This window comes from Glutamicibacter sp. HZAU (assembly GCF_004100365.1).
Classification (GTDB): domain Bacteria; phylum Actinomycetota; class Actinomycetes; order Actinomycetales; family Micrococcaceae; genus Glutamicibacter; species Glutamicibacter nicotianae.
In genome coordinates this window covers 38567-51937 of sequence record NZ_SCKZ01000001.1, presented here as the reverse complement: position 1 = coordinate 51937, position 13371 = coordinate 38567, and the positions used below count along the sequence as shown (strand labels likewise).

Annotated in this window: 9 protein-coding genes; 2 read left to right on the top strand and 7 right to left on the bottom strand. The window is 63.1% G+C overall.

Translation table 11 applies throughout. From position 1 onward, the window contains the following. Positions 1–58: 58 nt before the first annotated feature. Genes EKH49_RS00215 through EKH49_RS00205 form a run of 3 tightly spaced genes read right to left on the bottom strand, consistent with a single transcriptional unit; the run spans position 59 to position 2754 of the window. On the bottom strand, positions 59–1267 hold the full coding sequence (locus EKH49_RS00215) for an amidohydrolase (protein WP_128469139.1): 1209 nt from the start codon (positions 1265–1267) through the stop codon (positions 59–61). An 11-nt stretch (positions 1268–1278) separates the two neighbouring features. Then, a complete protein-coding gene (locus EKH49_RS00210) occupies positions 1279–1998 on the bottom strand; it encodes a hypothetical protein (protein ID WP_128469138.1) in 720 nt (239 codons plus the stop codon). A gap of 9 nt (positions 1999–2007) precedes the next feature. Next, positions 2008–2754, bottom strand: a complete 747-nt coding sequence (locus tag EKH49_RS00205; RefSeq protein ID WP_128469137.1) for a DUF5058 family protein — start codon at positions 2752–2754, stop codon at positions 2008–2010. A gap of 239 nt (positions 2755–2993) precedes the next feature. Here EKH49_RS00205 and EKH49_RS00200 point away from each other — a divergent pair, with 239 nt between their 5' ends. Next, positions 2994–3947: an Lrp/AsnC family transcriptional regulator gene (locus EKH49_RS00200; RefSeq protein ID WP_128469136.1), complete on the top strand. Its 954-nt coding sequence runs from the start codon at positions 2994–2996 to the stop codon at positions 3945–3947. 246 nt (positions 3948–4193) lie between these two features. Next, on the top strand, positions 4194–6929 hold the full coding sequence (locus tag EKH49_RS00195; RefSeq protein ID WP_128469135.1) for an aminotransferase class I/II-fold pyridoxal phosphate-dependent enzyme: 2736 nt from the start codon (positions 4194–4196) through the stop codon (positions 6927–6929). A 170-nt stretch (positions 6930–7099) separates the two neighbouring features. On the opposite strand, the gene EKH49_RS00190 is transcribed toward EKH49_RS00195, so the two are convergent. From EKH49_RS00190 to putP, 4 genes are all read right to left on the bottom strand, one after another. Continuing rightward, the gene (locus tag EKH49_RS00190) at positions 7100–8335 is read right to left on the bottom strand and encodes a serine hydrolase domain-containing protein (protein WP_128469134.1); all 1236 of its coding nucleotides are present in this window, start codon (positions 8333–8335) and stop codon (positions 7100–7102) included. Beyond that, positions 8325–9950: a biotin carboxylase gene (locus tag EKH49_RS00185; protein ID WP_128469133.1), complete on the bottom strand. Its 1626-nt coding sequence runs from the start codon at positions 9948–9950 to the stop codon at positions 8325–8327. The genes EKH49_RS00190 and EKH49_RS00185 overlap by 11 nt, the downstream gene beginning before the upstream one ends. 226 nt (positions 9951–10176) lie before the next feature. Continuing rightward, positions 10177–11580 (bottom strand): NAD-dependent epimerase/dehydratase family protein, encoded by a 1404-nt coding sequence (locus EKH49_RS00180; protein ID WP_128469132.1) that lies wholly within the window; start codon positions 11578–11580, stop codon positions 10177–10179. Positions 11581–11751: 171 nt separating this feature from the next. Then, positions 11752–13257: a sodium/proline symporter PutP gene (putP, locus tag EKH49_RS00175; protein ID WP_128469131.1), complete on the bottom strand. Its 1506-nt coding sequence runs from the start codon at positions 13255–13257 to the stop codon at positions 11752–11754. Between the last annotated feature and the right edge of the window lie 114 nt (positions 13258–13371).

The window sequence follows — 13371 nt, the reverse complement described above, 5'->3', positions numbered from 1 at the left end:
AGGGCCTGGGTGAAGGAAATTTTCCTTCACCCAGGCCCTACGCGCTCTTGTTGGCTAGTTAGGCGCCGAGATAATGGCGAATTCCGGCCAAGGCTGCGCGCACGCCGGAATCCAACGCTCCACGGTACTCAGGCAGGAAGAACGGGGAGTGGTTGCCAGCCGGTGCCGGGTCCTGCGGGTCGGCGCCGCCGAACATCCAGAACACATACGGCACGCCGATGGCATCGCCCAGCGAACCGAAGTCCTCGGATCCCATCAGCGGCGGCACCAGACCGACCTGTTCTTCACCGAACTCCTCGCGCAGCGAGCCGACGACATTGCCGGTGTGCTCCGGGTCGTTGTACAGCCGCGGGAAGGTGTAGAGCTGCTCGATCTTGGGCCGAGGTGCCCCTGAGGCGTCCGCTTCGGCGTTGATGATGCGGGTGACTGCTTCCAGGACCTTTTCGCGCACCGGCTCGGTGAGCGTGCGGATGTTCAGCGTGAATACCGCGGTGTCGGGGATGATATTTTCCTTCAGGCCCGCGTGGAAGGAGCCGCAGGTGACCACGGCCGAATCCAGCGGATGCAGCTCGCGCGAGGTGATGGTCTGGAGCCGGGTGATGATATTGGCTCCGAGCACAATCGGGTCGATGGAATCCTGCGGCTGGGAACCGTGGGCCTGCTTGCCGTAGAGGGTGACCTCCAGCGAGTTGGCCATGGCCATCGCCGATTCCGGGGTGATATGGATGGTGCCGGTGGCAAAGGGGAATACGTGCTGGCCCAGGACCACGGTTGGCCGCGGTGCCCGATCCCACAGGCCGTCGGCGAGCATTGCGGCGGCTCCCGCGCTGGTTTCCTCGCCGGGCTGGAAGATGAACACCACGGTGCCGGCCCACACATCGGTGTTGCGCACCAGCACCCGGGCCGCGCCCAGAGCGCTGGCCACATGGGTGTCGTGGCCGCAGCCGTGCATCACCGGGACCTCGGTGCCATCTGCCAAAAAGCCCTTGGCGGTGGAGGCGTACTCCGCCTTGGTGTCCTCGGCAATCGGCAGGCCGTCGCTGTCGGCGCGGAAGGCCACCACCGGGCCCTCGCCGTTGCGCAGGATGCCCACCACGCCGGTGCCGCCGCAACGGAAGTGCTCGATGCCCAGTTCGCTGAGCTTGGATTCGATGAACGCAGCGGTGTTGTGCTCCTGCATGGACAGCTCTGGGTTGCGGTGCAGGTGCAGGTAGTCCTCGTGCAAGGCCTGGGTTTCGGCGTCGGTGAGGCCGTAGGTGTTCAGCATGCGATGATCCTCTAGCTTTCTGCGGTGTAGATTTTCTTGCGGTCGCGCAGGACCCAGGAGAAGACGATGGAGGCGATGACCACGATGGCGGTGGCGAACATGCCGATGGCCGGAGCCATCGGGACAACGACGAAGTTCATCACCAGGGCCAGCACGATCGCGATGACCGTCGGGCGCAGGGACTTCATGGCCACGATGCATTGCACGAGGACCGCGCCCATCAGCGACGGCAGGATGTACAGGCGGGCAACATCAATGACATCGGCGGGGATCAAGGACACCAGCCAGGTGCCCAGCAGGCCGACGAACAGCAGCAAGCTGGTCAGGTGGACGGTGGCGGCACCGCAGATGGCCATCACCGCGGCCAGGTCGCCGCGCTTGGTTCCGGGCCTGGCGCCAATGGTCGATTGCGCCACGATGGCCGCGGGCAGCAGCTTGTTCGAGATGTTGCCGATCATGAAGGCCTGGTACATGGCGGCCGAACCCAGGATGGGGAAATAGGTCAGCGGCTCGACGAACCAGAGTACCCCGAAGGTGCCGGCTACGGTCAGGAAGGCCACCCAGATCATTGTGCTGGTGATCTCCAGCCCGCTGAAGAAGGCGACGTAGATCGGGCCGATCAGGGACAGGGCCAAGCCGATGAGCATCGTGATGGACCCGTAGCGGGAAGTCTGCTTCTCGAAGCGCGCCATCGATGCGTCGGCGCTGGACAATTGGGATGTCGTAGTCATGATCGGTCCTTAGGCGGTGTGCAGGAAGTAGGCGGCGACGATGGAGATGACGATCGAGATGCCCAGGGCCCATTCCTTCAGCCACTTGAGCTCCAGCACCTTGGCCAGGTAGAGGCACAAGCCCATGGCCGCAGCGGAGATGCCGACCAGGATCAGGTGCACATTGGACTTGGGCAGCTCGGCGATGGTCAGGGCGGAGAAGGCGCCGAGCAGGGCGGCGGTGGGGATCAGCGCCATCACTGCCGGATTGCGCTTGGCCAGCGTGGAGCCGCCCTTCTTCAGCAGCGGTGTCATGATCAGCGTGCAGATCATCCACATTGCGCCGGACAGGCTCATCGCCATGAAGGCGACGCCGAAGACCTGCTGCGTGTAGCTGTCGCCGCCCAGCTGGGCGCCCATGGTGCCCGCGGCGATGCTGGCCGAAGCAGTTTCGGCCGCGGCAGAGCCGATCAGGCCGATGCGCACCAGCACGGCCGGAGTGCCGAACAGGGCCAGCAGGGCAATAGCCACGAGGACCACGGCCAGCGAAGGCCCGATGGAGGCTACCGCACCAGCGCGGAAGGATTCCTTGACCTCATTGATTGGCATGTCCACGTGCGGGGCGGCCTTCTTCGCTGCACGCGAGTACAGGATGCACTGGACGAAGATGACCGCGAAGACGCCCAGCGCGCAGATCCAGAGAACGGGGGAGTTGGCGACAGCCCAGATATCGGTTGAACCAGGATCACCTGCCGCCATGACGAGTTGCGGATTCATTTGCGCTCCTAGGGTCTGAAAATCAATGTGAGGTGGATCTCTTTCGGGTTCAACGATCCGGGATTAGAATGCTTCTGGCAAGATGTGGGCTGATTGGCCATAAATCTGGCCAATTCCTCCAAATTGGCACTCTTGGCCTCGTAAATTACGGGGATTTCGACGAAACATTCGGGAGTCTTTCCGGATAATTCGCAGTAGCACTGGCGATAGATGGCGGTTGTGGCCTGAAAGTAGGAATGATGAAGGATTTGACCGAGCTCAGCGACCTGGAACGCCGAATTATTGTCGCGTTGCAGGTGGATGGCAGGGCAACGTGGCGCAAGATCGCCAGGGTGATTGGCGAACCGGAACGCACCGTAGCCCGCTACGGATCAGCGATGCTTGAGCAGGGCAAGGTGAAGATCGCGGCCATTTTCCATCGCGCCGGCGCTGTCATCGCTTCGCTGAGCTGCGCGCCGGGAACGATCCCGGTTGCCAGCCAGGCGCTCTCCGCGCGAACCGACACCAGCTTCACCTATATGGTCACCGGTGAGAGCGACGTCGTGAGCGAACTGCACTATGACGGCGGGCTGCAGGACATCCTCACGCTGCAGCTGCCAGCGACACCGGGCCTGAGCAATATCCAGATCTACCCGATCCTGAAATACTTCAAGACCATTCGCGCCTGGCGCGGCGGGGAACTGAGCCAGGGTCAGGAAACGGCGTTGTCTCCCAGCGTCGGAGGCGAATTAACTGCATGGAACCCTATCGGGGAGCTAGGCGAAAGCGATCACCTCATCGTCGACGTGCTGCGCAAGGACGGACGGGCCAGCATCGAGACCATTTCCCGGCAGGTGCGCATGAGCGAAACCTCGGTTTCCCGCCGGCTTGACTGGCTACTGCGCGGCGAGCACATCAGCATCCGCGCGCTGGTTGACCCGGCACTGATGGGGTTCAAGGTCGAAGCGCTGCTCTGGGTCCAGGTCTCCCCGGCCGATGTGGATGCGCTGGGAACCCTGCTCGCTGGATTGCCGCAGGTCAGATACGTTGCAGCGGTGGCCGGTGATGCCCAGCTGCTGGTCGATGTCACCGTGCCGACCCAGCGGGATCTCTATGAATTCATCGCCAAGACCAACTGGGGTGAAATGGTCCAGCTGCGCACCTCGATGGTGCTTGGGGCGCGCAAGCGCGGCGGGCAGCCCGCGGAATCCTGAGCGGTCGGCAAGGCAAAAGAATTCAGCGATAATTCACCGGTTTCTGGCTCTTGGTTCCGGTTCATTCCACCTGCGGTAAACGCTGGGTGAACACTTCATCGAATGACGAAAATAATGCGTAATATCGCCGCAATGGTTCGGAACGGTTCCGGAAGTGGCATAGTCTCACGATACCGAGCGCGGCAGCTGTGCTCGCGCGGTTAACAACCAGTTAACTCTGCAGGGGCGAAAGGAAGACCGGCAACCGTGAGCAAGAGGTTGACCTACGGGACGAACCAAGGAACGGCGACGCCCGAAAGCGCGTGGCGCAAGCGCAAGGATGCGTGGGAGCACTTGGGTTATGTACTCAGCGAAATTTCTTCTGAATACCAGGAGGAAGAACGCCGCACAGAACATGAGCTGGAAGCCGGCCGGTTGATGGGGCTGCTGGCAGCCATCGAACCGTACTGGGCGAATCCCGGCATCGAATACTTCAACGAGGTTTCCCGGCTCATGTCCGGCGGGCAGTATGAAGATGCCATGAAGCTGGTCTACCAAGCGAACCAGACCTTCAGGAACCAGACCCAATACGTGGACATGGACGGCCACGAAGGGGCGGAAGCGGATCCGGCCCAGCTGGGCAATGTCGCTCCGGGCCACGGCAAGGCGCAGGTCCCGATGGTGGAAATCCTGCTGGTGGACAATGGGCCTGCGGAAGAAATTGAGCGCTTCAAGGACGAAATCGCCGAACAGCGCCAGCACACCGATCCTTTCCACTACAACTTCGTGGTGGTGCCCAGCGTGGAAGACGCCTTGGCCGCGATCCTGATCAATCCCGGCATCCAGGCGGTCGTGCTGACTGCCCGCTTTGATGTCTGCACGCGCCGCCGGCTCTCCTCGACGCTCAAGAATTTCATTGCCCGGCGGATGGAGGGCTACTTCCAATCCACCAAGCAGATCCGCGGCCTGCTGGATTTGGAAAACATCCTTGACCAATTGCGGCCCGAAGTTCCGGTGTACCTGATCGCGGGAGTTGCGTTGGAATCCATCGCCCACGAAATCACCGGGCGCTTCCGCAGGATATTCTCGCGCAACGACCGGATGGACCTGCACCTGTCGATTGTCTCGGAAGTGCTCGAACGGTACCAGACCCCGTTCTTCAATGCCCTGCAAAAGTACGCCAAACGGCCCGGTGGAGTCTTCCATGCCATGCCGATTTCCCGTGCCGGATCGGTGCAGAACTCCCCATGGGCCCGGGACCTGGTGGACTTCTACGGCAAGAACCTGCTGCTGGCCGAAACCTCGGCCACCTCCGGTGGGCTCGATTCCCTCTTGGATCCGCAGAGCTCCATCAAGAAGGCCCACGAGCTGGCGGCCCGCGCTTTCGGCAGCCACCGAACCTACTTCGTCACCAACGGCACCTCGACGGCCAACAAGATCGTGCACCAGTCGATCCTTGCGCCGGGGGACATCGTGCTGGTGGACCGCAACTGCCACAAGTCGCACCACTATTCCCTGGTACTGGCCGGAGCGAACGTGAGCTACCTGGAGGCCTACCCGCTCAACGAGCACTCCATGTACGGGGCGGTGCCGCTGGAAGAGATCAAGGGACGGCTGCTGCAGTTGCGCCGCGAGGGCCTGCTGCACAAGGTCAAGATGCTGACGCTGACCAACTGCACCTTCGACGGGATCATCTATGACCCGCGCCGGGTGATGGAAGAATGCCTGGCGATCAAACCCGATTTGGTATTCCTCTGGGACGAGGCCTGGTTCGCCTTCGCCGGGTTCCACCCGGTGTACCGACGGCGCACCGCGATGACCGTGGCTGGGGTGCTGGAAGCAGAACTGGACAGCGCCGAATACCGCGAGCGCTACGCCGCGCTGCAGGCTTCGCTGCCGGAACCGGGGAGCATTGCGCACCCGGAGAATGACCAGGCCTGGCTGGACACCCGGTTGATTCCGGATCCGGAGCAGGTCCGCCTGCGCGTGTATTCCACCCAGTCCACGCACAAGACCCTGACCTCCTTGCGCCAGGGCTCGATGATCCACATCTATGACCAGGATTTCGCGGTGCGCAACCTCAACGCCTTCCGCGAGGCCTACATGACCCACACCTCCACCTCGCCGAACTACCAGATCCTCGCCTCGCTGGATATCGGCCGCCGGCAGGCAGAGCTGGAAGGCTATGCGCTGGTGCAGCGACAGGTCGATTTGGCGCAGTCGATTTCGCGGGCCTTGGCGCGCAACGAGCTGCTGGGCAAGTATTTCAAGATCCTGCACTCGACGGATCTGATTCCGCAGAAGTACCGTCAGTCCGCGACGCAGAACCCGGTGCGCGACGGCCTGGCGGCTTGGGACGAAGCCTGGGCGGCAGACGAGTTCGTGGTGGACCCCTCGCGCTTGACCCTGGACATCAGCCGCACCGGCGTGGACGGGGACACCTTCAAGCACGAGTACCTGATGGATGGGCACTCGATCCAGGTCAACAAGACCAGCCGCACCTCGGTGCTGCTGATGACCAATATCGGCACCACGCGTTCCGCCGTGGCGCACCTGATCGAGGTGCTGGTGAAGATCGCCGAGGAACTGGATCGCAAGCGCCGGCTGGATGGCCGCGTGCTGGCGCTGGGGAAGAAGTCTGCGACCGAAGAGATTCCACTGCCGGACTTCAGCGCCTTCGCTCCTGAATTCTCCGGAGGCGGTGGCAGCGGCGACATGCGCTCGGCCTACTACCTGACTTACCAGGATCCGGCGACGCATTTCCTGTCCTCGGCGCAGATCCGTACCCAGCTGCTGGCGGGGGACCGCGTGGTCTCGGCCGTGTTCGTCACCCCGTACCCGCCGGGTTTCCCGGTGCTGGTTCCGGGGCAGGAGATCACCTTGGGCATCTTGGACTACATGGACCGGCTCGATACCCGTGAGATCCACGGGTACCACCAGGACTTGGGCTACCAGGTGTTCACCTGCGAAGCCCTGGAACAGGTCGCGGCGCAGCAGTCCTGAGCGTGCAGAGCGGCTTGAGCTGAACACAGCGCGAATCCGCCCGCTTTTGCCGGGCGGATTCGCGCATCAGTTGTGCAGGGGCTGGAGCGCAGGATGGCCGCCGGCACAACGTCCTAGGCCCTGGTTCGCGCACGATGCGCAAACCAGGGCCTTGGCCAGTGGCCTGGAGGCTATATTTTCCGTTCCGCCAGATGCGCCGAGATAGCCTCGAACGCGCGAATGGTCGGGAACAGCTTGGAAGCATCCTGCGGCAACGGCCAGCTGGAGAGCTTGACCGCGACCAGCTTCGTCGCCGGATCCATGTAGATCATCTGGCCATGGATGCCCAGGGCCACTGCGGCCCCGGTGGCAGGGTTCGGGAACCAGATCTGGTTCCGGTAGTGCCCGCCGGGCATCATGTTGTCGCCCGGCGATTGGGCAAAAGCCTGGACCAGCGCGGGATCATCGATGAAGGTATCGGCAATCCATTCCTCGGAGAGCACCTGCTTGCCGGTCAGCGCCCGCCCGCCATTGACGTAGAGATGGCCGAACCGCGCCAAATCGCGCAGGCAGGCGTTGAAGCCGCCATCGAACATGCCGGTACCGAACTGGTCAACACCCATCACCAGGTCTTGCTGGGCTCCGAGCTTGGACCATACATAGTCCGAGAGCAATTCCTGCATCGGGGCGCCACCGGCGGCTTCCAGCACCCAGCCCAAGGCGTCGGTTTCGCAGGAACGGTATTCGAACACCGGGCCGTGCGGTCCCTTGGCCTCCAAGGTCAGCAGGAACTCGTACATCCCGATCGGGCCGATGCCGCCACGCTGCGGCGCCCAGCCGATGGCTTCCTCCAGCTGGCGCACCTCGGCCTGCGGATCCAGGTACTCCTCGGAAAACCTGATCCCCGAACGCATATCCAGCAGGTCTCGCACGCGGGCGCCGGCATAGCCGCTGCGCTCCAAGGCGGGCACGTAGGTGGTCACCGTCTGCTCGGTATCGAGCTTTCCGGCATCCACCAGCGCACCGGCCAGGGAGCCGACCAGGGTTTTGCTGACCGACATCAGCAGATGATCGGTCAACGAGGTCATGGTGTTGTAGTACTTCTCCCAGAGGATCCGCCCATTGTGCATGACCAGCACGGCATCGGTATTCGTCGCGTGCATTACCCCGCGCACGGTCAGTGCAGGGTCGGTAATGCTCGCTTTGGCAACTTCCAGCTTGCCCAGCTTCTCCTCGGCCAGGTGCAACCTGACGATCGGGCCGTCTCCGCGCGAAACCTTCACGGTGGGATGGATCCGGGCGATGTTCTGGAAAGAGCGCTTGATGTTCTGCGGGTACTGCCAGGTGGCGATGTTCAGCGCCTTGCTGGGAGGACCTGCGAGGTTAGCCGCCATGTGCCCGGCGGCATCAGTCGCTTCAGTTGCCATGCTCTGCTGGCGGAACGTCAATTCCCTTGTACTGGGATCGGATGCAGGAGATGAAGTGCTTGGCATCGATGCTGAGCTTGGTTTTCTTCTTGCCTTCGTACTGCAGCTTGGCCTTGGTGACCAGGACCCCAAGATCGGCTCCCTTCCATCGGTAATCCTCAACGCCGTAGATGCGCAGGAAGAATGCTTCCTTGTGGGTCTGCAGCTGGTGCCAGTCCAAGGCGGAACGGGAAAACTGCAGCTTGCCGCGCGAGTCGAGGTAGTAGTTTCCGGTGCGCGGCGCGTGGGTGATGTACTGCAGGATGTCATCGGTTTCCTTGATGATCATGTGGCTCCACACGTCTGCCCCGCTCATCTCTTCCCACCGGGCGTTGATCTCGTCGACATCAAGTTCGAAGTCCACGTCGAGGTATTCGAGCAGGTGGAAGAGGAACAGTGGAACATCGGCGTAGGCGCCGGCGGTGACGTTGGTGATGGCGCTGGCTCCTGAGATGCGCGGGTTCAGCTCGCCGAGGTACACCTCGTCGGTGTCGGTGTCCACCAGCACGTCCACCTCGAAGAACCCCCGGTAGCCGGTGTCCTTCAGGCCGTTGCCGACCTTGCGGACCAGGTCGATGGCACGCGAGCGCTGGGAGTCGGTGACTACATCCGGGTGCATCTCGTTGCCGCACCAGCCGCCCTTGTACGGGGTCAGCTCCTTGTATCCTGCCAGTTCGGTCAGGATCGGACCGACCACGGTGCCGCATTCGGTCAGCACCGCTTCGACGGCCACCGGCTGGTTGTTGATGCGCTTCATGATCTTCAGCTGCTCGCCGATGATGTTCTTGGAGTGCTGCTTGAACTGCGCCTTGGAATCGATGAAGAAGGTCGTCTTGCCCGAATCGCCGTAGGGGGTTTGCACCACTAGGTCATCGCCCAGGCCGGCTTCCTCGGCCAGTTCCATGAGCTCCTCGTAGCTATCGGCGGTGCCCAGCACGTTGGGCACCGATGGGGCGCCGGCCGCATTGCCCAGCTTGGTGGTGACGATCTTGGAATCCAGTTCTGTGCGCAGTGCCGCCGAAGGCAGGATCAGGTCGTAGCCCAGCTCCTCGCAGATCGCTTCGGTTTCCTCGTCGAAGAAGACCATCGCGATCTTCGGGCGTGGGCCGCCCGGGGTGCACTGGGAATCGATGTATTCGCGGACTTCGGAGTTCTCCAGCAGCCAGTTGTTGATCTCTTCGGCGCTCTGGAAATCGACATAGGGCTTCTCGGCGGGGGTGAAGACCCTCGGGTGATGGCCATCCCAGCCGTCGTAGTAGGTGATGTAGCTGAACTTGCGGACCCAGCGGTCAAGACCCAGCAGGTTGACCGGGGTGGCGCCGAGGAAGAAGATCGGGGTGGTGTTGGTGCGGAAGAAATGGCGGACTTCGCTCATGTTCTTCAGCTTGCGGTCCATGCGCAGGACCTTGGCCGGGAGATTTGCCGGTTCGGACTCGTTGTAGGCCGCGTCGACCGCGACGTTGGCGCTGAGCTGATCGGTGACGGTGCGTGCCTTGTGGCGCAGCTTGTCGAGATCGCTGGGTTTGGGCATGCGGTGGTGAGAAGCCGGGGCGTGGGCTTCAAGAATGTTGGCCATGATGTGGAGATGTCCTTTGAAACTGTCCGAAGTAGGGCAATGGCACGACGCAATGCGTGACAGTTTCATGCTCAGGGCTCTTTGCAAGCACCGGCACACGTTCTGCTTAACGGGTGGTGAACATTGCGCCAGCACCCGCTGTTGCAGCTTGTGACTTGGCATGCAACGGCGGGCGCGGGATCAATGCGCGGTGAAGATCACTCCCTATTGCAGCAGCGCACGGACGCTAGCTGGATACCGTGGCCGCGAAATCCAGCTGCTGGAACTCGAATCCTGCCTGCTGCAGGACTTCGCTGGTGACCTTGCGTCCGGTCAACGCGACCCGGGCGTTGGAGCCCATGACCGCGGCGCCGACCTTCGGAAGCACCGAACCGGTGGGCAGGCCAGGCAGCCCGGCGATGGAGCGCAAGGCTGCCATGACCTCGGCATTGCGCAGCGGTTTCGGGCAGGCTGCATGCACCAGGCCGGCAGGGATGGCCGGCTCCTCGAAGCCGAGCAGGCAGCGGATCAGGCGCAACCAGTCTTCCAACCCGATCCAGCTGAACCACTGCTTGCCATCGCCCATCGGACCGCCCAGGCCGGTATTCACCAGCAGGTTCAGCGGGCCGAGCAGCGGAGCGTCGGGGTGCATCACCAGCGAGGTGCGCAGCAGGTAGCGCTGCTCGGCATTGACCTCGGCCTCGGTGAAGGCCTGTTCCCAGGCTGAGGCGACTCCGGTCATTTCCGGCAGGGCGCGCTGGTCGGTGGGGACCGGGCTGGATTCGGTCAGCTCCTCTTCGCCGGCATCGCCGAAGATCGCGGTGGTGCTGGCCTGGATCCAGGTGGCAAGCTTCGGTGCCGTCGCAGCGGCTTCGGCCAAGGTCTGGGTGGAGGCCACGCGCGAACCGGTGAGCGCCGCCAGGTTTTCCGGGGTGTTGCGCTTGTCGACGCGCTCGCCGGCCAGGTTGACCAGGTGCACCGGATGCTTGCTGGCCAGCACATTGGCCCAGGCACCCTGGTGGACTCCGTCCCAGCTGTACTGCTCGGCAGGGAAACCATCCTCGGGGTTGCGCGTCAGCACCGAAACCGAGAGTCCGCGGCAGACCAGGTCCGCGACCAGATTGCGGCCGAGGAATCCGCGTCCGCCGGAGATGACCACCTGGGCATCGCGCTTGCGGTGCGCGCTCGGGGCGATGATCCGGTAGAGGCGGGCCGCGGCGATGGCGAAGTCCTTGCACAACGCGTTGGCCACGGTGAATTTGAAGGCGGTGGTGCCCGGGCCGTTGAGCTCAACGGTGAAGCGCAGCACGCAGCCGTGCTCAAGCGGCTCGACCTGCCAGCGCAAGACCATCTCGCCGGCGGGCTGCGGTTGGGTGAATTCCACCATCAGGGTGTCCAGGTTGCGCCGGGTGATGGAACCCGACGGGGCGGTGCTGCGGTGCAATGGGCCGAAGAGCTTGCCCGGCGGCAGCAGGTCGACCTTCGTGCCCACCCCGCGCTGGTCATCGTGCACGATGAAGCCGTCGAAGCTCTTCATCCACTGCCCGGTCTGCGACAGGTTGCCCACGATCGAGTAGACGGCCTGCGGGTCAGCGGCCAGGAATTGCGACTCGGTGCGCTGCCAGTGCGTGAACTTGCTCGTGGTGCTCATCTTGGAATCGTTCCTTCCAGCTCGGTTGCTCGGGCATAGCTCTAGGCTACTGTGCCCGGTGCGCTTCGGCTGGCAGGAGCTGAAAGCCAGGCCGAACTGTTACACCGGGCCCTGCAACGGGAAAGCTCCCCTGGCCCAGATGGCCAGGGGAGCTTTGCACCGGGATGCCGGCTAGGCGGTGACCTTCGAACCGACTTCCTGTTCCATTTCGGTGAACTCGGCATCGATGGTCGGGTTCGGGCGGTAGGTTGCCCGGGAAACCAGCCATGCGACAACCAGTGCGGCGAGGAAGCCCGGGACGATCTCGTACATGGCCGCGGACAGCGGTTTGACGTTGCCCCAGATGAACACCACGACGGCGCCAGCGACCATGCCGGCGAAACCGCCTACGGCGGTCAGCTTGCGCCAGTACAGGGCCAGCAGGACGACCGGGCCGAAGGCGGCGCCGAAGCCCGCCCACGCGAAGGAGACCAGCTTGAGAATGGACGAGCCAGGGTCCAGCGCCAGCAGGGCCGCGATTACGGCCACCAGCAGCACGCCGGAGCGGCCCAGCATGACCAGGGCCTTGGGCGAAGCCTTGCGGCCGGTGATGTTGTACAGGTCCTCCACCAGTGCCGAGGAGCAGACGATCAGCTGCGAGGACATGGTGGACATGATCGCGGCCAGCACCGCGGCCAGCACCAGGCCGGCGATCAGCGGGTGGAAGAAGATCTGGCTGAGCAGCAGGAAGACGGTCTCGCTGCTGGCCTTGTCCAGCGGCTCCTTGGCGAAGTAGGCGACGCCGATGAACGCGGTGGCCACGGCGCCCAGGGTGGTCAGGAACATCCAGCCGATGCCGATGCGTCGTGCGGTCTTGGCTTCAGCCGGGGTGCGCAGCGCCATGAAGCGCACGATGATGTGCGGCTGGCCGAAATAGCCCAGGCCCCAGGCGGCGGTGGAGAAGATGGCCACGGTGGCAAGGATCGCACCGTTGTCATTGAAGGAGGAGAACAGGTTGAACGCTTCGGGATTGACTTCGGTGACCTTCGAGGTGATGTCCCCGATGCTGCCGATCTGGATGACTGCCACAATTGGCACGGCAATCAGCGCCGCGAACATCAGCACGCCCTGGACCATATCGGTCAGCGAAGCTCCGAGGAAGCCGCCGAACAGGGTGTAGAGCAGGGTGATGACTGCGACGAAGATCATGCCCGCAAGGTACTGCCAGCCGAAGGATGCCTGGAAGAACTTGCCTGCGGCCACCATGCCCGAGGAGACATAGAAGGTGAAGAACACCAGGATGATCAGCGAGGAGCCGATGCGCAGCAGGTGCGCCTTGTCCTTCAGGCGCTTTTCGAAGAAGCTCGGGATGGTGATGGCGTTCTGCGCGATTGCGGTGTAGGAGCGCAGGCGCGGGGCGACGAACTTCCAATTCAGCCAGGCGCCGATGAGCAGGCCGATGCCGATCCACGACTCGTGCAGGCCGCCGAGGTAGATGGCGCCGGGCAGGCCCATGAGCAGCCAGCCTGACATGTCGGAGGCGCCGGCGGACAGGGCGGCAACCCAGGGCTTCAGGCCGCGGTCGGCCAGCATGTAGTCGTCAATGTTGTTGGTGCGGCGATATGCAATGTAGCCGATGCCAAGCATCGCGGCCATGTAAATTGCGATCGCAATCATCTGGAAAGTCTGGTCGGACATTTTTCCTCATTACCGTTTGTGCCCGCGGCTATTCCCAGCCGCCAAAGGCGCGGATTTCTGTGGTGCGAGTCACCACTATGGCACTATTTCCCGGGTTTGTCGCCGGGTGCCATT